This window comes from Polaromonas sp. P1_F4 (genome assembly GCF_056405675.1).
Map to the genome: position 1 here is coordinate 120,686 of NZ_JBFUBP010000008.1, position 18,191 is coordinate 138,876.

At 62.5% G+C, this 18,191-nt stretch carries 15 protein-coding genes; 5 read left to right on the forward strand and 10 right to left on the reverse strand.

The features are described 5' to 3' along the window. Nucleotides 1-139: 139 nt before the first annotated feature. Nucleotides 140-2,032, reverse strand: coding sequence for a phosphoenolpyruvate carboxykinase (GTP) (locus AC1DYQ_RS16655; protein WP_477687703.1), 1,893 nt, complete (start codon nucleotides 2,030-2,032; stop codon nucleotides 140-142). 510 nt (nucleotides 2,033-2,542) lie between these two features. After that, nucleotides 2,543-2,710, reverse strand: a complete 168-nt coding sequence (locus AC1DYQ_RS16660; protein ID WP_164483721.1) for a hypothetical protein — start codon at nucleotides 2,708-2,710, stop codon at nucleotides 2,543-2,545. Nucleotides 2,711-2,848: 138 nt separating this feature from the next. On the opposite strand from AC1DYQ_RS16660, the gene AC1DYQ_RS16665 reads away from it, so the two are divergent. Continuing rightward, on the forward strand, nucleotides 2,849-3,337 hold the full coding sequence (locus AC1DYQ_RS16665) for a glycine zipper family protein (protein WP_477687704.1): 489 nt from the start codon (nucleotides 2,849-2,851) through the stop codon (nucleotides 3,335-3,337). 9 nt (nucleotides 3,338-3,346) lie between these two features. Here AC1DYQ_RS16665 and AC1DYQ_RS16670 read toward each other — a convergent pair whose 3' ends face one another. Further along, nucleotides 3,347-4,549: a threonine ammonia-lyase gene (locus AC1DYQ_RS16670; RefSeq protein ID WP_477687705.1), complete on the reverse strand. Its 1,203-nt coding sequence runs from the start codon at nucleotides 4,547-4,549 to the stop codon at nucleotides 3,347-3,349. A 253-nt stretch (nucleotides 4,550-4,802) separates the two neighbouring features. On the opposite strand from AC1DYQ_RS16670, the gene AC1DYQ_RS16675 reads away from it, so the two are divergent. Beyond that, nucleotides 4,803-7,166: an ATP-binding protein gene (locus AC1DYQ_RS16675; protein WP_477687706.1), complete on the forward strand. Its 2,364-nt coding sequence runs from the start codon at nucleotides 4,803-4,805 to the stop codon at nucleotides 7,164-7,166. Between the two features lie 93 nt (nucleotides 7,167-7,259). Here AC1DYQ_RS16675 and AC1DYQ_RS16680 read toward each other — a convergent pair whose 3' ends face one another. The 5 genes from AC1DYQ_RS16680 to AC1DYQ_RS16700 form a co-directional block, all read right to left on the reverse strand. After that, nucleotides 7,260-8,093, reverse strand: a complete 834-nt coding sequence (locus tag AC1DYQ_RS16680) for a class II glutamine amidotransferase (protein ID WP_477687707.1) — start codon at nucleotides 8,091-8,093, stop codon at nucleotides 7,260-7,262. A gap of 4 nt (nucleotides 8,094-8,097) precedes the next feature. Next, the gene (locus AC1DYQ_RS16685; protein WP_457281767.1) at nucleotides 8,098-8,841 is read right to left on the reverse strand and encodes an amino acid ABC transporter ATP-binding protein; all 744 of its coding nucleotides are present in this window, start codon (nucleotides 8,839-8,841) and stop codon (nucleotides 8,098-8,100) included. Nucleotides 8,842-8,858: 17 nt separating this feature from the next. After that, on the reverse strand, nucleotides 8,859-9,962 hold the full coding sequence (locus tag AC1DYQ_RS16690; protein WP_477687708.1) for an amino acid ABC transporter permease: 1,104 nt from the start codon (nucleotides 9,960-9,962) through the stop codon (nucleotides 8,859-8,861). A 1-nt stretch (nucleotide 9,963) separates the two neighbouring features. Beyond that, entirely contained in the window at nucleotides 9,964-11,166 is a 1,203-nt protein-coding gene (locus AC1DYQ_RS16695; protein WP_477670310.1) for an amino acid ABC transporter permease, read from the reverse strand. An 85-nt stretch (nucleotides 11,167-11,251) separates the two neighbouring features. Beyond that, nucleotides 11,252-12,226, reverse strand: a complete 975-nt coding sequence (locus AC1DYQ_RS16700; protein WP_477687795.1) for an amino acid ABC transporter substrate-binding protein — start codon at nucleotides 12,224-12,226, stop codon at nucleotides 11,252-11,254. 490 nt (nucleotides 12,227-12,716) lie between these two features. Here AC1DYQ_RS16700 and AC1DYQ_RS16705 point away from each other — a divergent pair, with 490 nt between their 5' ends. Both AC1DYQ_RS16705 and AC1DYQ_RS16710 read left to right on the forward strand, forming a co-directional pair. Further along, nucleotides 12,717-13,229 (forward strand): serine O-acetyltransferase, encoded by a 513-nt coding sequence (locus AC1DYQ_RS16705; RefSeq protein ID WP_477687709.1) that lies wholly within the window; start codon nucleotides 12,717-12,719, stop codon nucleotides 13,227-13,229. Next, complete coding sequence (locus tag AC1DYQ_RS16710) at nucleotides 13,219-14,253, forward strand: glycosyltransferase family 2 protein (RefSeq protein ID WP_477687710.1); 1,035 nt, start codon at nucleotides 13,219-13,221, stop codon at nucleotides 14,251-14,253. Before AC1DYQ_RS16705 ends, AC1DYQ_RS16710 begins: the two co-directional genes overlap by 11 nt. Nucleotides 14,254-14,304: 51 nt before the next feature. On the opposite strand, the gene recQ is transcribed toward AC1DYQ_RS16710, so the two are convergent. Then, entirely contained in the window at nucleotides 14,305-16,197 is a 1,893-nt protein-coding gene (gene recQ, locus AC1DYQ_RS16715) for a DNA helicase RecQ (protein ID WP_477687711.1), read from the reverse strand. Nucleotides 16,198-16,317: 120 nt separating this feature from the next. Continuing rightward, complete coding sequence (locus tag AC1DYQ_RS16720; protein ID WP_457281761.1) at nucleotides 16,318-16,710, reverse strand: rhodanese-like domain-containing protein; 393 nt, start codon at nucleotides 16,708-16,710, stop codon at nucleotides 16,318-16,320. A gap of 290 nt (nucleotides 16,711-17,000) precedes the next feature. Between AC1DYQ_RS16720 and AC1DYQ_RS16725 the strand changes: the two genes are divergently transcribed. Further along, entirely contained in the window at nucleotides 17,001-18,047 is a 1,047-nt protein-coding gene (locus AC1DYQ_RS16725; RefSeq protein ID WP_477687712.1) for a homocysteine S-methyltransferase family protein, read from the forward strand. Nucleotides 18,048-18,191: the final 144 nt, after the last annotated feature.

The window sequence follows — 18,191 nt, forward strand, 5'->3', positions numbered from 1 at the left end:
GCGCCAGGCGCCGCTCTTTGCAGCGGCCCACAAAAAAAGCCACCGGATCGGTGGCTTTTTTTTGCCCCGGCGCAGTCACTGCACCGGGAAGTGAGGCGTACCGCAGGTTGTGCGAAACGCCCCGCGCGTGGCGTGCCGGTCAGGCGGCCAGGCGGCGCTCGATCGCGGCTTTGGTCTCCTCCAGCTCTTTCGGCAGGTGATGTTCGAGTTGCTTGAACAGTTCGGCGTGCAGTTCCAGCTCCTTGAGCCAAGCGGCCTTGTCAATGCTGGTCACGGTCTTGAACTGCTCGGCGCTGAAGTTCAGGCCGGTCCAGTTCATGTCTTCGTAGCGGGGGCTGACGCCGGTGATGTGCTCGACGCCCTGGCCCTTGCCTTCGATGCGGTCGATCATCCACTTCAGCACGCGCATGTTTTCGCCGTAGCCGGGCCAGACAAACTTGCCGTCTTCGCCTTTGCGGAACCAGTTGGCCGTGAATATCTTGGGCAGTTTGGCGCCGGAGGCTTCCAGTTTCTGGCCCACGTTAAGCCAGTGCTGGAAATAGTCGGCCATGTTGTAGCCGGCAAAAGCGATCATCGCGAACGGGTCGCGGCGCACCACGCCAACCTGGCCGGTGATGGCGGCGGTGGTTTCGGAGCCCATGGTGGCGGCCATGTACACGCCTTCCACCCAGTTGCGGCCTTCAGTGATCAGCGGCACGGTGTTGGAACGGCGGCCGCCAAAGATAAAGGCGTCAATCGGCACGCCGGCAGGGTCGTTCCAGGCCGGGTCCAGCGCCGGGTTGTTGGTGGCGGCCACGGTAAAGCGTGAATTGGGGTGGGCGGCCTTGGCGCCGGTTTCCTTGGCGATTTGCGGCGTCCAGTCCTTGCCTTGCCAGTCGATCAGGTGCGCCGGCAATGCCTTGCCGGGGGCGTCCTGCTCCATGCCTTCCCACCAGACGTCACCGTCGTCTGTCAGGCCGACGTTGGTGAAGATCACGTTTTTGTCCAGGCTGCGCAGGCAGTTGGGGTTGGTCAGCATGTTGGTGCCCGGCGCCACGCCGAAGTAGCCGGCTTCCGGGTTGATGGCGTAAAGGCGGCCGTCCGCACCCGGCTTGATCCACGCGATGTCGTCGCCGATGGTGGTGACCTTCCAGCCTTCAAAGCCTGCCGGCGGCACCAGCATCGAAAAATTGGTCTTGCCGCAGGCCGAGGGGAAGGCCGCCGCGACGTGGTATTTCTTGCCTTCAGGTGAGGTCACGCCGAGGATGAGCATGTGCTCGGCCAGCCAGCCCGGGTTGCCGGAGCCGTCTTGCGAAGCGGCGCGGCCCATGTTGGAAGCGATGCGCAGCGCAAAACACTTCTTGCCCAGCAAGGCGTTGCCGCCATAGCCGGAGCCGTAAGACCAGATCTCGCGCGTCTCGGGATAATGGACGATGTACTTGGTTTTGTTGCAAGGCCACTTCACATCTTGCTGGCCTTCGGCCAGCGGTGCCCCCACGGTGTGCACGCAGGGGACAAACTCGCCGTCGAGGCCGAGCACGTCAAACACGGCCTTGCCCATGCGCGTCATGATCTTCATGTTGACGGCCACGTAAGGGCTGTCGGACAGTTCAATGCCGATGTGCGCGATGGGCGAGCCGAGCGGGCCCATGCTGAAAGGCACCACGTACATGGTGCGGCCCTTCATGCAGCCGTTAAACAGGGGCTGCAGTGTGGTGCGCATTTCGGCGGGCGCCATCCAGTTGTTGGTCGGGCCGGCGTCTTCCTTTTTGGCTGAGCAGATGAAGGTGCGGTCTTCCACACGCGCTACGTCAGTCGGGTCGGAGCAGGCCAGGAAGCTGTTTGGGCGCTTGGCTTCGTTGAGTTTTTTGAAGGTGCCGGCGTCGACCAGTTGCTGGCACAGGCGCTGGTATTCGGCGTCGCTGCCGTCGCACCAGTAAATGTTGTCGGGCTTGCACAAGGCCACCATGTCGGCAACCCATGCAATCAGTTTGGCATTCTTGACGTAGGGGGGCGTGTTGAGGTTAAGCCCTTGCATCGCGGGGTGGTTCATCGAAAAAACTCCAAAGTTAAAAAGCGTTATTTCGGGAAACGTCGCGCGGCAACCTCGACGGTTGCGCTGCTCAGACGTCTGCCGGAATAAGGCTTGGAAGCTTCCCTTTGCACAACAAACAGGTCCCGGTCGGCGGGCGGTGCGCAAGCTTCAAAAGTGCTGCGGCGCAATGACAAAAAGCGGCAGCGTGAGGCTGCTTTTCATCTTCCACGGATCGGCCAGTCAATTCATTTTAAGAAGATCGGCGCGAGTTACCTGTAAGTTACAGGCAAAAGTTATGCATAACCGGCATGAGGTTATGCATAGACTGCACCGGGGTTCCTGCAGTCATGACATCGGGGTGAAGAATGGCTGGACGGCCGTTTCGGCCCGCAGTTTCAGGCCGGTTCCTCGGTGAACAGGCTGAGGGGGCCGGGAAGTGGGCCGGGAAGAGAGTGGAGAAGAGGGCGCGGAGCCCCGGAAACAAAAAAGTCCGCAAGATGCGGACTTTCGGGGTGAGAGCGGGGGCTTTCAGGCCATGTAGATGGCGATAAACGCCAGCAGGAACATCAGCACGCCGCCCACCACGGGCAGAACAATGGGGATCAACGGAACGATCGCGTCGACGGCGTCCTGCTCCTGGGCGGGAGTGGCGCTGTCGTGGGCTGCATTGGTGGTGTGGCTGGCTGGACTGGACATGGGGGTGATTCCTGAAATGCTTGAGACTCTTCGCAGATTTTACCCGCATGAAGATGGTTACACGAAGATGCGGGCGACAAAGATGCCCGGCGCCTGGCTTGCGGTAACCTTTGCCATGCTTATTTGTGGAAGGAATGCATGAAATCCCCAGCCCATTTCGCGCCTCAGCGGCGGTTCCGTTTTTTTCCGGCCGGCGCTGCCTTGTCTGCCCTGGCCTTGCTGTCGGCGTGTGCTTCCAGCGGTCCCAACAGCGCCTCGGCAAAGCCCGTGCTCTATCCCAACGCCACCCTCAACCGGGTGGGCGACGCGCAAGGCCAGGCCGAGGCCAGCGCCTGCATGTCACGGGCCTCGGCCGCGGGGCTCAGCCCGTCGCAAAGCACCAACGAAGTCGGCCGGCGCGCCGGTGAAGGCGCAGCCGTCGGGGGTGTAGCTTCGGCGGTGGGGGCGCTGATCACCGGGCGCGGCGGCGAAGGCGTGCTGCGCTCCGGCGCCGCGGGCGCCGCCGTGGGCGGCTCTGCGGGTGCGGTGTCGGGCGCGTTTCACAACGACAAACCCAACAGCACCTACCGCAGCTTTGTGCAGCGCTGCCTGAGTGAAAAGGGCTTTGAGGTGATTGGCTGGAATTAGGGCCTTAGCTTAGTGCTGCTCTGACGCCTCGAAGCCGGCCGCATTCAGCGCCGCCAGTACTTGCTGGATGTGGTCGCGCCCGCGGGTCTGGATCACCAGCTCGATCTCCACGTTCTGGGCCGACAGCATGGTGAAGGCGCGCTGGTGATGCACCTCATCGATATTGGCCCCCGCGTCGGCCACGGTGGCGGTGATCTTGGCTAAGGAGCCGGGAATGTCGCGCACGCTGACCTTGATGCGGGCCAGGCGCCCGGCACGCACCATGCCGCGCTCAATGATGGCTGCCAGCAGCAGCGGGTCGATGTTGCCGCCGCACAGCACCAGGCCGATCTTTTTACCCGCAAAACGCTCCGGGTACTTCAGCAGCGCCGCCAGCCCGGCTGCTCCCGCGCCTTCCACCAGGGTTTTCTCAATTTCGAGCAGCATGACCATGGCTTGCTCGATATCTCCTTCTTCTACCAGCACCAGGTCGTCGACCAGTTTCGCGATGATGGCTTGTGGAATGACGCCCGGCGTTCCCACCGCAATGCCTTCGGCAATGGTGCTGGTGCCTTGCGGGTGTTGGGTGCCCTTGATGGCATTGACCATGCCGGGAAATCGTGAGGTCTGCACGCCGATGACTTCAATGCCGGGTTTGAGGGCTTTGGCCGCTGTGGCCATGCCGGCAATCAGGCCGCCGCCCCCTACGGCGATCACCAGCGTTTCCAGGTCGGGTACCGCGTGCAGCATCTCCAGCCCCACCGTGCCCTGGCCTGCGACGATGGCTTCGTCGTCGTAAGGGTGCACGAAGACCAGGCCCTCCCGCTCGGCCAGCGTCAGCGCGTGGGTACGGGATTCGTCCAGCGTGTCGCCGTGCAGCACTACTTCGGCGCCAAACCCCCGGGTGCGTTCGATCTTGACGCCCGGCGTGAAGCGCGGCATCACGATCACCGCCCGTATGCCCAGGCGCTGTGCGTGGTACGCGACGCCCTGGGCGTGGTTACCAGCGCTCATCGCGATCACGCCGCGGCGCCGTTCGTCGGCTGAGAGCTGGGCCAACTTGTTACAGGCGCCGCGCTCCTTGAAGGACGCCGTGTACTGCAGGTTTTCGAACTTCAGGTAGATCTGCGCGCCCGTCAGCTGCGAAAGCGTCTTGGACTCCACGCAGGGCGTATCGAGCAGGTGGCCCTGCAGGCGCTGGGCGGCTGTTTCTATATCTTTGAGACTGAGCATGGGAATTCCTCTGCGGGGCAATGCTGGGATTGTGCGGGATCATCTTTGCGCATCTTCGCAGGAGTTTCTGTGGTGCATTTCACACGTGGGGGTACAAGTAGCGTCTTCCATGATGCTTCAAGCTGCGTTATGGTGGAGTCTCATTGAACCAGGTCGCATCTGCGGTGCTCATAGCCAATGAGGCGACGGTCTCGAAGCAGGGTATCTCACAGGCATGTCTACCAACCGTGTAGTTGCAAAGGGAGGTTTGTCCATGAGCAAGCGTTCCGTTAGCGAGCAGCAGTGGCTGCTGTCCCCCGGGCTGAAAGAAGCGCCGGTGCTGGACCTGATGTGCTCGCATTTCGTGCTGACGCTGGCGGCAAGGCAAGGAGCCAAGTTCAATGTGCGCCGCGACCTCAACAGCCTGCTCTCGCTTTCGGGCCGGCATCTCGTGTGGCCGCTTCCGGCGGTGCAGCGGTTGCGCGAGTTTCTCGGCCGCCGCTGCAAGGACAACGAGTTCTGGCGCGGCCATGAAAGCCTGACCGACGCCGAGTTCATGGCGCGCCACGGCGCCTGGCGGGGCCCCTATGAAGAAGGCACGCTGTTCTTCTACCTCGACGAGCATGCGAAGGACCAACCAAAGGACTTGCTCTCCGTGCTGGCCGCCACCGGCGAATGGCTGACCCAGGCGCTCAAGAAACAATCCACGCTGGTCGAGAAAAACATCGATGCATTGGCAAACCTGCTGCAGCTCAACCGGGCCGAGCGTGCGCTGCTGCTCTACGGCACCCTGGCACGCTACCAGCGCGACCTGCGCTCCCTGCTGGTGGAGTTCAAGGTTAACAATGCGCCCGAGGCCTACGCCGCCATTGCCGACGTGGCGGGGGTGAAGGCGCCCGAGGTTGCCGAAGCCCTGCGCGCCGGCTCGCGGCTGGAACGCATCGGCATGGTCGAGAACCTGATTTCCGAGCACAACATCACCGACCTTGCGGACCTGATGAAGGTGAGTGAAAAACTGCCGCCGGTGCTGATGCGCGAATACCGCGACCAGAACGAGTTGATGGCGGTCTTCACACGGCCGGCCGCGCACAGCAGCCTGGGCCTGGCGGACTTCGCTTTTGTGCACGACGATGCCCAGGTGCTGGTGTCGCTGTTGCGCAATGCGGTGGCCGGCAAGGAGCAGGGCGTGAATGTGCTGCTTTACGGCCCGCCCGGCACCGGCAAGACAGAGCTGGCCAAGGTGGTGGCACAGGCCGCCGGCCTGGACCTGTTCGAAGTCGAATATGCCGACCGTGACGGCAACTCGCTCAGTGGCCGCGACCGCTACCGTTCGCTGCAAATCGCCCAGGTCTTCCTGAAGGGCAGCACGCACTCCGCCTTGCTGTTTGACGAAGTCGAAGATGTGTTTCCGCCGATTTCCAGCGAAGCCGCGCAGCTGATGGCGCGCTCCGAACAATTGCCCGTACCTGCCAGCGGATCGGTCAGCGGCAAGGCCTGGGTCAACCAGATCCTGGAATCCAACACCGTGCCCACCCTGTGGGTCACCAACCGCATCGAGCAGATCGACCCTGCTTTTCGCCGGCGCTTTGCCTACCACCTGGAACTCAGGTCGCCGCCGCCGGGTGCCCGTGAAGGCCTGGTACGCAAGACACTGGAAGGTGTTCAGGTCAGTGATGCCTTTGTGGCCAAGCTGACGGCCCGCAAGGGCCTGACGCCCGCGCAAATACGCACGGCTGTCCGGTTTGCGCGGCTGGCCAGCGCGCCTGAAGACGCGGTGGATGTGCAGGTGGACGCAGAAGGCATGCAGGCCATCCTGTCCGGCGGGCGGCCGCTGTTGATGGAGTCGCTGATCGAGCGCCAGCTCAAGAATGCCGATGTCGCGTTGGGCAACCGGGCGGAAACTTCCGGCCGGCGCAATGCGACCACCTACGACCTTTCCATGCTCAATGTCGAATCCCGGTTCGAGGTGCCGCGTATCGTCGAGGCACTGAAAAGCCGAAGCCACGGCAGCCTGTGCTTTTACGGCCCGCCGGGCACGGGAAAGACGGCATTGGCCGAACACATCGCCAAAGCACTGGATTTGCCGCTCATCATCAAGCAGGCCAGCGACCTGATGAGCAAGTATGTTGGTGAAACCGAGCAGAACATGGCAGCGATGTTCCGCGAAGCCGAAGCAGAAAAAGCCGTACTACTGCTGGATGAAGCGGACAGTTTCCTGCAGGACAGGCGCGGCGCCCAGCGCACCTACGAAGTGACCGAGGTCAACGAAATGCTGCAGGGCATGGAGCGCCATGCGGGCATCTTCATCTGCACCACCAACCTGCTCGAAAGCCTGGACCAGGCAGCGCTGCGGCGTTTCACCTTCAAGATCAGGTTCATGCCGCTGACCCATGCGCAGCGTGAGCAGATGTTTGTCACCGAAGCACTTGGAGGCGATGCCGACCGGCTTGCGGCCCCGCTGCGGGAGAGGCTCGGCAAACTGGTGCAGCTGTGCCCGGGTGATTTCGCGGCCGTGAAGCGGCAGGTGGATATTCTTGCGGCAGAGTTTTCCAGCGAGGAGTTTTTGGCCCAGCTGGAGGCAGAGCACCGCATCAAGCCCGAGGTACGCGAAGGGCGGGCCATGGGGTTCATGCAATAGGAACAGGCGCTGTTACAGACGCTCCGTCAGTGCCGGATTGCTATCAAAAGAATAGCTGCTTGCGCCCGTCAGTATTGGTCTGAGGCCTCATTTCTATACGCAAGCCAGGTTGGCTTCGTTTTTACGCCGCACATCCTCGCTGACCTTCAGCTGCGCCTGCCGCACGATACGGCCGCCCTCAATCCACAGCAATTGCCCGGGCTGCAGCTGCTGCCAGTTTTCATTGAGCGTCAGCGGTTGGGTAGCGACGACACACAACCGGTCTTCCTGGGCATTGGTCTGGGCAAAGTCGATGCTCAGGTCGGCGTCAACGAGCTTGGCGTGTGAAAACGGCCATTCCCGCACCAGGTAATACAGCCGCGTGGAGCAGTGCGCGAACAGCGCCTGGCCGTTGGAGAGCAGGTAGTTGAATACGCCGTATTCGCCCGTGCCTTCGCTCATGTTGCACAGGGTGTCAAACACGGTGTCCAGCGAGCAGGGCTCACGCGGGCTGATGGCCTTGAGTTTTTCCATCAGGGCGCAAAAGGCGCGTTCGCTGTCGGTGGTGCCGACGGACTGGTAGTTGCCGCCCAGGGCCGGAAAGTAGTTGATCAGGTCGCCGTTGTGGGCAAACAGCCAGTGGCGGCCCCAGAGCTCACGGGTGAACGGATGGCAGTTTTCCAGGCGCTGCGGATCGCCCTGCGTCGCCTTGCGGATATGGGACACGACATTGCAGGACTTGATGGCATAGCTCTTGAGCAGCTCGGCCACGGGTGAAGTGGCGGCAGGCTGGCTGTCCATAAAAATGCGGCAGGCCTTGTCTTCAAAAAAGCCGATGCCGAAGCCGTCGCCATGATGGTCCGTCAAGCCGCCGCGTGCGGCAAAACCCGTGAATGAAAAACGAAGGTCCGCGGGTTTGGCAGCATTCATTCCGAGGAGTTGGCACATCCTTCTAGTGTCCCAGAATCTTGGAGAGGAAATCCTTCGCCCGGTCGGTCTGCGGGTGGTTGAAGAAGTCCGTAGGCGTGTTCTGTTCAACAATCTGGCCCTGGTCCATGAAGATCACGCGGTCGGCTGCCGCCTTGGCAAAGCCCATTTCATGCGTCACGCAGAGCATGGTCATTCCCTGCTCGGCCAGCGAGATCATCACGTCCAGCACTTCCTTGATCATTTCAGGATCGAGCGCGGATGTCGGCTCGTCAAACAGCATGATTTTCGGCGTGAGGCACAGCGCACGCGCAATGGCTACCCGCTGCTGCTGGCCGCCCGACAGCTGCAGGGGATACTTTTGTGCCTGCTCCGCGATGCGCACGCGTTCGAGCTGATGCATGGCCCGCTCGGTCGCTTCCTTTTTGGACAGGCCCGCCACCCAGGTGGGCGACAGGGTCAGGTTTTCAAGCACGGTCAGGTGCGGGAACAGGTTGAACTGCTGGAACACCATGCCGACCTGCCGGCGCACGGCATCAATGGCCTTGATGTCGTCGCCGAGGACGGAGCCGGCCACGGTGAGCTTGCCTTCCTGGTAGTCCTCCAGGGCATTGATGCAGCGGATCATCGTGGATTTGCCCGAGCCGGACGGCCCGCAAATCACCAGGCGCTCGCCCTGCTGCACGTCCAGCTGCAAGTCGCGCAGCACATGGAAATTGTTGCCATACCATTTGTTGACTTTGTCAAAGCGGATGATGGGATCACTCATGTTGGTCCTTGTTTTTGTCAGCGGGCCTTGCCCACAGCCAGCCGCCGCTCTATCCAGAGGCTGTAGCGGGACATGGCGAAGCAGCAGGTAAAGTAAATCGCGGCGATAAAGATGTAAGCCTCAATCTTGAACGGCCGCCAGTTCGGATCGGAGCCGACCGCCAGCGACAGGGCCCCGGTGAGTTCATACAGCGACACGATGGTCACGAGGGAGGTGTCCTTGAACAGCGAAATGAAGTTGTTCATGATGCTGGGCACCACAGCGCCGAGGGCTTGCGGCAAAACGATCTTGATCTGCGTCTGCCAATAGCCCAGGCCCAGGCTGGCGGCTGCTTCGGTCTGGCCTTTCGAGAGGGACTGCAAACCACCCCGGACAATCTCCGCCATATAGGCCGCGGCAAACAGCGTGATGCCGACGATCACCCGGATCAGCACGTCGGGCGATTTGCCGATGGGCATGAACAGCGGAAACATGAAGCTGGCCATGAACAGCACGGAGATCAGCGGTACGCCACGAATCAGCTCGACGTAAATGACGCACAGGGTCTTGATGGCGGGCATGTTGGAGCGCCGCCCCAGCGCTACCGCCACCGCAATCGGGAAGGCAATCGTCATGGAGATCACCGTCAGCATCACGGTCAGCGGCAGGCCGCCCCACTGGTCGGTGGACACTTTGGATAGCCCGAACATGCCGCCGCTCATGAGCGTGAAGAACGCCGTCAGGACCACGACCCAGATCAATCCCAGCCAGGGTTTCCAGAACCAGCGGCTGCAGCTTGCGACCACCAGGCCCAGCAGCAAAAAGGTTGCCAGCTCCGGCCGCCAGTGCTCCGTCAGGGGGTAGCGGCCCAACAGGATGATGCGGGCTTTTTCGTTGATCACGCCCCAGCATGCGCCTATGCCGCGTGCGGCCTGGCAGGCATCCGCGTCGGCGGCGGTGACGGCGTTGAACACCGCCCAGCGAAGGGCCGACGATGCGGCCCACAGCAACAGGGCGATGACCCCGACCGACACCAGCGCATTGCCGACGCTGGAAAACAGGTTGTTGCGCAGCCAGGGGCCCGGGCCCTCCATCTTGATGGGGGCCGGGCGGGGCGCGACGGGAACAAAGGTCTGGTTCATGTCAGCGCTCCTTGATGGCGGCCCGGCTGTTGAACCAGTTCATCAGCGCCGAGGTGGCCAGCGATGTGGTGAGGTAGATCAGCATGATGATGGCAATGCACTCGACGGCGCGGCCGGTCTGGTTGAGCGAGGTGTTGGCAATCGACACAAGGTCGGGGTAGCCCACGGCAACGGCCAGCGACGAATTTTTGGTGAGATTCAGGTACTGGTTGGTCAGCGGCGGGATGATGACCCTCAGTGCCTGAGGCAACACCACCAGGCGCATGGAGTGGCCGCGCGAGAGCCCCAGCGATGCGCTGGCCTCGTGCTGGCCCAGTGAGACCGAGGCAATGCCGGCGCGGACCACCTCCGCCACAAAGGCCGAGGTGTAAAGCACCAGCCCGAGCAGCACCGCCAGGTATTCAGGCGACAGCGCGCCACCGCCCTCCACCTGGGTTTCCGTCAGTTTCGGCAGGTTCCATTCGGAAGGCGCACCACCGGCCAGCCAGCCCAGGAGCGCACCGGCCGCGACCAGCCCCAGCACCACCCACAACACGGGACGCGCATGGCCGGTCTGGTCAAAGTGGCGGCGTGCCCGGCGCGCGTAAACAAACCCCGCCACACCACCGGCCGCCATGCCGACGAGGGCCAGCGTCTGCCCGAGATGCCACACCGGAAAGGGGTAAGACAGGCCGTTCTTGCTGATATACACCAGGCTGCCGATATGCAGGGCCTGGTCAATGGCCGGCAGGTATTCCGTGAACAGCAGGTACCACATCAGCAACTGCAGCAGCACCGGGATATTGCGGAACATCTCGATATAGCCGTAGCACAGGCCGCGGATCAGGGCGTTTCGCGAAAAGCGCCCCACGCCCAGCAGGGTTCCCAGCACGGACGTGAGCACAATGCCCACCACGGCCACGCGCAGCGTGTTCACCAGCCCCACGAGAAAGGCTTTCCAGTAGGGGTCGATCGAGTCGTAATTCAGCCAGCCTTCCCCGATGTCAAAGCCGGCGGGCTGAAACAGAAAATCAAAGCCGCTCTGGATGCCGCGCGTCTTCATGTTGCTCATGGTGTTGCTCACGAGCAGCCACACGAGGAAGACGATCAGGCTGACGGCCAGGATCTGGTAGACAACGGCGCGCGCCTGCTTGCTGCGCCAGGAAAAAACTCTGCGCCGCAGCGCCGGCGCCGGCCGCGCGGGAATCAGGGAATGCTCGGACATAAGGCGGTTACCCAAGTAAAACGGGCCGCTCGTCAACGGATGGTTGCGAGCGGCCCGTTGCGTTCAGCGCATCGGAAGGAGTCGTTCAGCGCACCGGCATGGCGTACATCTGGCCGCCCTTGTTCCATTGGTTGTTTTGGCCGCGTGGCAGTGCCAGGGGCGTTTTGGGGCCGACGTTGCGCTCGAAGATTTCGCCATAGTTGCCGACGGCCTTGACAGCGCGAACCAGCCATTCCTTGTCCAGGCCCAGCAGCTTGCCGGTGTCCTCGCCGCTACCGGTCAGGCGCATGACCACCGGGTCCTTGCTTTCCTTGGTCATGGCATCGACATTGGCCTGGGTCACGCCATATTCTTCCGCTTCGATCATGCCGTAGATCACCCATTTGACAATGGCGAACCATTCGTCGTCACCGCGGCGCACCATGGGGCCCAGTGGCTCCTTGGAGATCAGCTCCGGCAGGATCAGGTGGTCGGCCGGTACTTTGGCCTCCTTGTTGCGCACCGAGGCCAGGCCGGATGCGTCCGTGGTGTAGGCCTGGCAACGGCCGGAGAAGTAGGCGGCGTTGACGGCTTCCTGCTTTTCAAACACGACGGGTTTCATGTTGAGGTTGTTGGCCTTGGAGAAGTCCGTCAGGTTTTTTTCCGTGGTGGTTCCGGACTGCACGCAGACGGTGGCGTTTTTCAGCTGCTTGGCGCTTTTGATCTTGCTTTTCACAGGGACCATGAAGCCCTGGCCGTCGTAGTAGGTGACGGCGGTCATGTGCAGACCGAGCGAAGCATCTCGCGTCAGCGAGAACGTGGTGTTGCGCGACAGGACGTCAACTTCACCGGACTGCAGGGCGGTAAAGCGCTGCTGGGCGTTCAGGGGAACCCACTTGATCTTGCTGGCGTCGCCCAGCACGCTGGCGGCGACGGCTTTGCAGACGTCCACGTCGAGCCCGGTCCAGGCGCCGTTGCTGTCGGCAGAGGAAAACCCCGCCAGCCCGACGTTCACGCCGCAGATGACCTGACCCCGTGCCTTGATGGCGTCCAGTGTCTTGCCGGCATGGGCAGGTGCCATGGCCGCAACAGTGAGGCCAGCCGCTGCAAGGGCGACAAGTCCATGTTTCTTTACGAGTTTGATCACGGGGATTCTCCAGTCAATAAGTAGGTCGACATCAGCACAAACCATGCCAATGGCGGATGCTAGCCCAACTATGGCGGGCACCTCTCAGGGCAAGCCCTTACGAGGCCAAGACAAACCACGGCGAAAGATGCATAACCTTATGCGGGAATACGGCTGACAGGGAACCCCAATCATCCCCGGCACAATGGCCTTCTGACAGCTTGCTTGCGCCGGTGGTACCGCAGCCAGGCAAGTTCCGGGTGATTCCATTGGTACGAATCTTGCGCCGCATTTCCGCAAGGGCTGAATTTTCTGCCCCGGCTTTTGTCGGGTTCTGATGGACTTGCCGCGGACCTCATCCCCCAAACCCGAGCGGCCCCCGTTGGAGCCTGCGGCCGGGCGAGGGGCTTCACGTCTTGATGCATGTTACGAAAGCTCAATAACAATGGCTTTTCTTGAAGACTTGCGTGTGGCGCAGGAAGGCGCCTTGTCCCTGGGCTTCTGGGCGCTGCAGGTATACCGGTTGGGGCACCTGCGCTACCGGTTTCAGTCCAGGTTGGTGCGTTATCCGCTGGGTGCCGTGCACTTGGTGCTGGCCAAACTGGCTGAAATGTTTTGCGGCGTCACGATTGGCGTCTCGGCCCAAATTGGGCGGCGCCTGGTGATTGAGCATTCCGGTGCGATTGTGGTGCATGGCCGGGCCGTGATCGGGGACGACTGCATCATCCGCCAGGGCGTCACCATCGGCAACCAGCGTATCGACAGGCCGCTCGAGGCGCCGCACATCGGCAACCGCGTCAATATCGGCGCCGGCGCGAAGATCCTGGGGGCTGTACGGATCGGGGACGACGTCGACATTGGCGCCAATGCCGTGGTGATCACCGACGTCCCCGCCGGAGCCCTTGCCGTGGGTGTGCCGGCCCGCATTATTTTGAGGAGCCGTGACGATGCTTCCTGAAGCCAGCGAAACGCCTTGCACGGTCAGCATCGTCATCAAGGCCCTGAATGAAGAAAAGCGCATCGTGGCCGCGGTGGAAAGTGCACTGGCGGCCGTCCGGATGGTCGGTGGCGAGGTGGTGCTGGCCGATTCCTGCTCCAGCGACCGCACCGTGGCACTGGCGTCTGCCTATCCCATCCGAATCGTGCAGCTGGCGCGTGCCGATGAACGCTGCTGCGGCATCGGCCCCCAGCTGGGGTACCAGCATTCGGCGGGCGAATTTGTGTACATCCTGGACGGCGACATGGAAATGCTGCCCGCGTTTTTGCCGCAGGCGCTGGCCTTCATGCAGGCGCACCCCGACGTGGCCGGCGTGGGAGGGCAAGTCGTTGAAATGAATACCAGCAGCCTGGAATACGTGGCGCGCGTGGAGCGGGGTTTGGGCCATATGCAGGCGGGCATGGTGGACCGGCTGGACATGGGCGGCCTGTACCGCAGGGCCGCGGTGGAGCAGGCCGGGTATTTTTCAGACCGAAACCTGCACAGCTACGAAGAGTTTGACCTGGCGATGCGCCTGCATGCCAGAGGCTGGAAACTGTGGCGCCTGGGCACCGATTCCGTGCGGCACCATGGCCACGATGCGCCTCCCTATCAGTTGCTGGTGCGCCGCTGGCGCAGCCGCTACATCTGCGGCCTGGGCGAAGTGCTGCGCGCGGCCTGGGGCGAATCGCACCTGGGGCTGGTGCTAACGCGGGTGCGCGAATTGCGCCTGTATGTTGCCGTACTGATGTGGTGGGCTGTTTTGCTTGCCGTTCTGGTGGTTCCCATGCCGTGGACAGCGCGCATCGGGGCCTTTTCCTGCATTGCAGCGGCACCCGTCCTGTTAATGGCGTGGCGAAAACGCAGCGCCACCAAAGCCGTGTTTTCGGTCGTGTCGTGGTGTTTTAACGCTGCCGGCCTGGTACGCGGGCTGTTGACACCGCAGCGCCCTGCGCGGGCCGCCATAGACAGCGTCGAAATCCGCGATACGTCTGGCGCAACTTAAGCGGCCGGGCGGCCGGCACCGCACGGGAATCGGCCATCGGCTTGCGAGGGCCTAATCCGCCCCGGCGCAGACGCGCAGCACTTCGGCCCCGTAGGCTTCAAGTTTTTTGACGCCGATACCACTGATGCCTTCGAGGTCGGCAATGCCCTGCGGCGCACGTTCTGCAATGGCTCGCAAGGTTGCATCATGAAAAATCACGAAGGCCGGCAGGTTGTGTTCGCGGGCGACTTCGGCGCGCCAGGCTTTCAGGCGGGCCAGACGCTCCAGCGCACCGGCGTTGAGCGAGGCTTCGGCCATGCCTTTGGCGGAGGTCTTGGTGCTTTTTTTGGAACTGCCTTTGCGCCGTTCACCGGTGCCGGCTGACTGCTCGCGCAGCATCACGCTGACCTCGCCCTTGAGCACCTGGCGCGCATCGGGTAGCAGCTGCAGTGTGTTGAATGCGTCGGGGTCGACCCGCACCATGCCCTTGGCGATCAGCTGGCGCAACACGCCGCGCCATTGCACTTCGGCCAGGTCGGCGCCGATGCCGAAGGTGCTGAGCTTGTCATGGCCGTGCTGCAGTACTTTTTCAGTGGCTTTGCCGCGCAGGATGTCCATCAGGTGGCCGGCGCCGAAACTGATACCGCTGGCCTGCTGCACGCGGTAAATGCAGCTGAGCATCTTGCGTGCGGCCTCGGTCGCGTCCCACACGGCTGGTGGGTTCAGGCAGTTGTCACAGTTACCGCAGGGCTGGCTGTCTTCGCCGAAATAGCCCAGCAGGCTGACCCGGCGGCAGCGCGTGTCTTCAGCCAGCGTCAGCAGGGCGTCGAGCTTGCCGCGCATGACCTGCTTGAACTCTTCGCTGGCGGCCTCGCTGGTGTCTATCATGCGGCGCTGGTTCACCACGTCCTGCAGGCCGTACGTCATCCAGGCATTGGCCGGCAGGCCGTCGCGGCCGGCACGGCCTGTTTCCTGGTAATAGCCTTCGATGTTTTTTGGCATGTCCAGGTGCGCGACAAAACGCACGTCGGGTTTGTCGATGCCCATGCCGAAAGCAATCGTCGCGACCATCACCGTGCCTTCCTCGCGCAGGAAGCGGTCTTGCCGCTGCTGGCGCAGGGCACTGTCCAGGCCGGCGTGGTAGGCCATGGCCTTGAGGCCGGCGTCCTGCAGGGCTTCGGCAATTTCCTCCACGCGTTTGCGCGACTGGCAATACACAATGCCGGCTTCTCCGGCGTGTTCGCTTTCAATGAAGCGCAGCAGCTGGCGCGTGGCATCGGTTTTTTCGACGATGGTGTAGCGGATGTTCGGCCGGTCAAAGCTGCTGACAAACGCGCGGGCATCTTCGAGCTTGAGCCGCTCGATCATGTCCTGCCGTGTCAGTGCATCCGCGGTCGCCGTCAGCGCGATACGCGGCACGTTCGGGAAGGTTTCGTGCAGCAGGCTCAAGGACCGGTATTCGGGCCGGAAGTCGTGGCCCCACTGGCTCACGCAGTGCGCTTCGTCAATCGCAAACAGGCTGAGCAGGCCGCGTTCATGCAGTGAGCCGAGCAGGCCTTTCATGCGCGGTGTGTTGATGCGCTCGGGTGCCGCGTAAAGCAGCGTCAGCTCGTTGCGCAGCAGCTGCTTTTCAAGCTGGCTGCTTTCCTCAAAGCTTTGCGTCGAATTTAAAAATGCAGCGGACACCCCGGCCTCATGCAGGGCGCCCACCTGGTCATGCATCAGCGCAATCAGCGGCGAGATCACCACCGTGACCCCGTGGCCGGCGTTTTGCCGCACGATGGCCGGAATCTGGTAGCACAGCGACTTGCCTCCGCCGGTGGGCATCAGCACCAGAGCATCCCCGCCGCGCACCACGTGGTCCACGATGGCTTCCTGCGGCCCGCGGAAGCTGTCATAGCCAAAAACCCGGCCAAGCACGTCCAGGGACGTCGGCGGGGGCGGGGAAATGGGCAGTGAAGACAAGGTTTTAGGCCAGAAAGTCGGGGGCGGTGAAAAAATGGATGCTATGAAAAAGGTAGCTGCTTGCGCTCGTCACATATGGGCCGGAGGCCTGTTTGATGCATAAATAATCGTGTGCACCGGCTACATCTGCTCCCAGGGCAAGCCGTCAAACCGCCAGCCGGAAAGTGTGGAGCGCTGAAACTGTTCGTCCAGCTCGCCTTCAAAGCCGTGCACCACATGCTGCACATCAGAAAAGCCGGCTGCTTCCAGGGCCTTGCCGGCGTCCAGCGTGCGCTTGCCGGAGCGGCAGATCAGCAGCACCGGCTGCGCCTTGCCGGCGGCTTCACGTGCCACGGCATCGGCGAACTTTTGCGGGTCCGGCTGCAGGTCGGGGTATTCGTACCACGGCACGTTGACCACGCCCGGCGGGCGGCCGACGTACAGCGACTCGATCTCCATGCGCACGTCCACAAACAGCGCGTCAGGGTGTGCCTGCAGCCAGGTCCAGGCTTCTTTGGGTTGAAAGTTTTTCATAGTCGGGGCTGATAGTCTAAGCCCCCACGGTCGCTCACTTCGTGTAGCTCCCGAGGCCTTGCAGGCCGCGTCTCGCGAGACGCTTCGCCTCTGTCGCCCGTCCAAGCCTGCGCAGGCAGGCTTGGAGACGCGGGCTCCAGCCCCTCGGGGGCCGCCCGCCTGTGGCCCGGCAAAGCCGGTTCCACGGCTTATGCTGGCTTGGAGCCTTATCCGACGCAGAATGCCCGGCTGAAAACAGGGGCGCTATCTGCGGGTCCGCTGGAAATGACGCAGCGCCTTAAAATCGGGGCATGAAGCCAATCATCTACACCCGCGGGCAGCAACTGCCGGCCATCCTGGAACAACGCATCGCCATTCTTGACGGTGCGATGGGCACCATGATCCAGCGCTTCAAGCTCAACGAGGCCCAGTATCGCGGCGAACGCTTCAAGGACTTCCACAAAGACGTGAAGGGCAACAACGAGTTGTTGAGCCTGACACGCCCCGACGTGATCCAGGACATCCATGAGGGCTACCTGGCTGCGGGCGCCGACATGATTGAAACCAATACCTTCGGCGCGACGACCGTGGCGCAGGCCGACTACGACATGGCCGGCCTGGCCGTCGAGATGAATTACGAGTCGGCCCGCATCGCCCGTGCCGCTTGCGACAAGTTTTCAACGCCCGACAAGCCGCGTTTTGTCGTCGGCGCCCTTGGACCTACGCCAAAGACGGCCAGCATCAGCCCCGACGTGAACGACCCGGGCGCGCGCAACACCAGTTTCGAGGAGTTGCGCAAGGCCTATTACGAACAGACGGAGGCACTGGTCAAGGGCGGCAGCGACGTGCTGCTGGTCGAAACCATCTTCGACACGCTCAACGCCAAGGCCGCGCTGTTTGCCATAGATGAGTACTTTGACAACTCCGGCGAGCGCCTGCCCCTGATCATCAGCGGCACCGTGACCGACGCTTCGGGCCGCATCCTGAGCGGGCAGACCGTGACGGCCTTCTGGCACAGCGTGCGCCATGCCGCACCACTGGCGGTCGGCCTCAACTGCGCACTGGGCGCCACCCTGATGCGCCCTTACATCCAGGAGTTGGCTCGCGTGGCGGGCGATACCTTCATCAGCTGCTACCCCAATGCCGGCCTGCCCAACCCCATGAGCGATACCGGCTTTGACGAAACGCCCGACGTGACGTCTCGCCTGCTGCGCGAGTTTGCCGAAGAAGGCCTTGTCAACATCGTGGGCGGTTGCTGCGGCACCACGCCGGATCACATAGGTGCCATCGCCCACGCGGTTGCGCCGGTTGCCAGCCGCTCCTTGCAGCGCGGCGCCTTCTACAAAGAGGCCGCCTGAGGGCAGCGCTGCCCCGCATCATTTCCGGGTGATGCCGGTCGGGTGGCTGAAAAAAGCCGCTTTCCCGACCCCAACGTACGTGTAATTAATAAGTATGCATACGAGATGGCGTGTCCGGTCATATCCCGAAAAGTCATATTTCGC

Bases quoted from the DNA above. Each gene is read 5' to 3' on its own strand.
- AC1DYQ_RS16725 (WP_477687712.1), top strand. From the start codon at position 17,001: ATGAAGCCAATCATCTACACCCGCGGGCAGCAACTGCCGGCCATCCTG.
- AC1DYQ_RS16655 (WP_477687703.1), bottom strand. From the start codon at position 2,032: ATGAACCACCCCGCGATGCAAGGGCTTAACCTCAACACGCCCCCCTAC.
- AC1DYQ_RS16720 (WP_457281761.1), bottom strand. From the start codon at position 16,710: ATGAAAAACTTTCAACCCAAAGAAGCCTGGACCTGGCTGCAGGCACAC.
- AC1DYQ_RS16665 (WP_477687704.1), top strand. From the start codon at position 2,849: ATGAAATCCCCAGCCCATTTCGCGCCTCAGCGGCGGTTCCGTTTTTTT.
- AC1DYQ_RS16670 (WP_477687705.1), bottom strand. From the start codon at position 4,549: ATGCTCAGTCTCAAAGATATAGAAACAGCCGCCCAGCGCCTGCAGGGC.
- AC1DYQ_RS16660 (WP_164483721.1), bottom strand. From the start codon at position 2,710: ATGTCCAGTCCAGCCAGCCACACCACCAATGCAGCCCACGACAGCGCC.
- AC1DYQ_RS16705 (WP_477687709.1), top strand. From the start codon at position 12,717: ATGGCTTTTCTTGAAGACTTGCGTGTGGCGCAGGAAGGCGCCTTGTCC.
- AC1DYQ_RS16680 (WP_477687707.1), bottom strand. From the start codon at position 8,093: ATGTGCCAACTCCTCGGAATGAATGCTGCCAAACCCGCGGACCTTCGT.
- AC1DYQ_RS16685 (WP_457281767.1), bottom strand. From the start codon at position 8,841: ATGAGTGATCCCATCATCCGCTTTGACAAAGTCAACAAATGGTATGGC.
- AC1DYQ_RS16695 (WP_477670310.1), bottom strand. From the start codon at position 11,166: ATGTCCGAGCATTCCCTGATTCCCGCGCGGCCGGCGCCGGCGCTGCGG.
- AC1DYQ_RS16700 (WP_477687795.1), bottom strand. From the start codon at position 12,226: ATGGCACCTGCCCATGCCGGCAAGACACTGGACGCCATCAAGGCACGG.
- AC1DYQ_RS16690 (WP_477687708.1), bottom strand. From the start codon at position 9,962: ATGAACCAGACCTTTGTTCCCGTCGCGCCCCGCCCGGCCCCCATCAAG.
- AC1DYQ_RS16675 (WP_477687706.1), top strand. From the start codon at position 4,803: ATGAGCAAGCGTTCCGTTAGCGAGCAGCAGTGGCTGCTGTCCCCCGGG.
- AC1DYQ_RS16710 (WP_477687710.1), top strand. From the start codon at position 13,219: ATGCTTCCTGAAGCCAGCGAAACGCCTTGCACGGTCAGCATCGTCATC.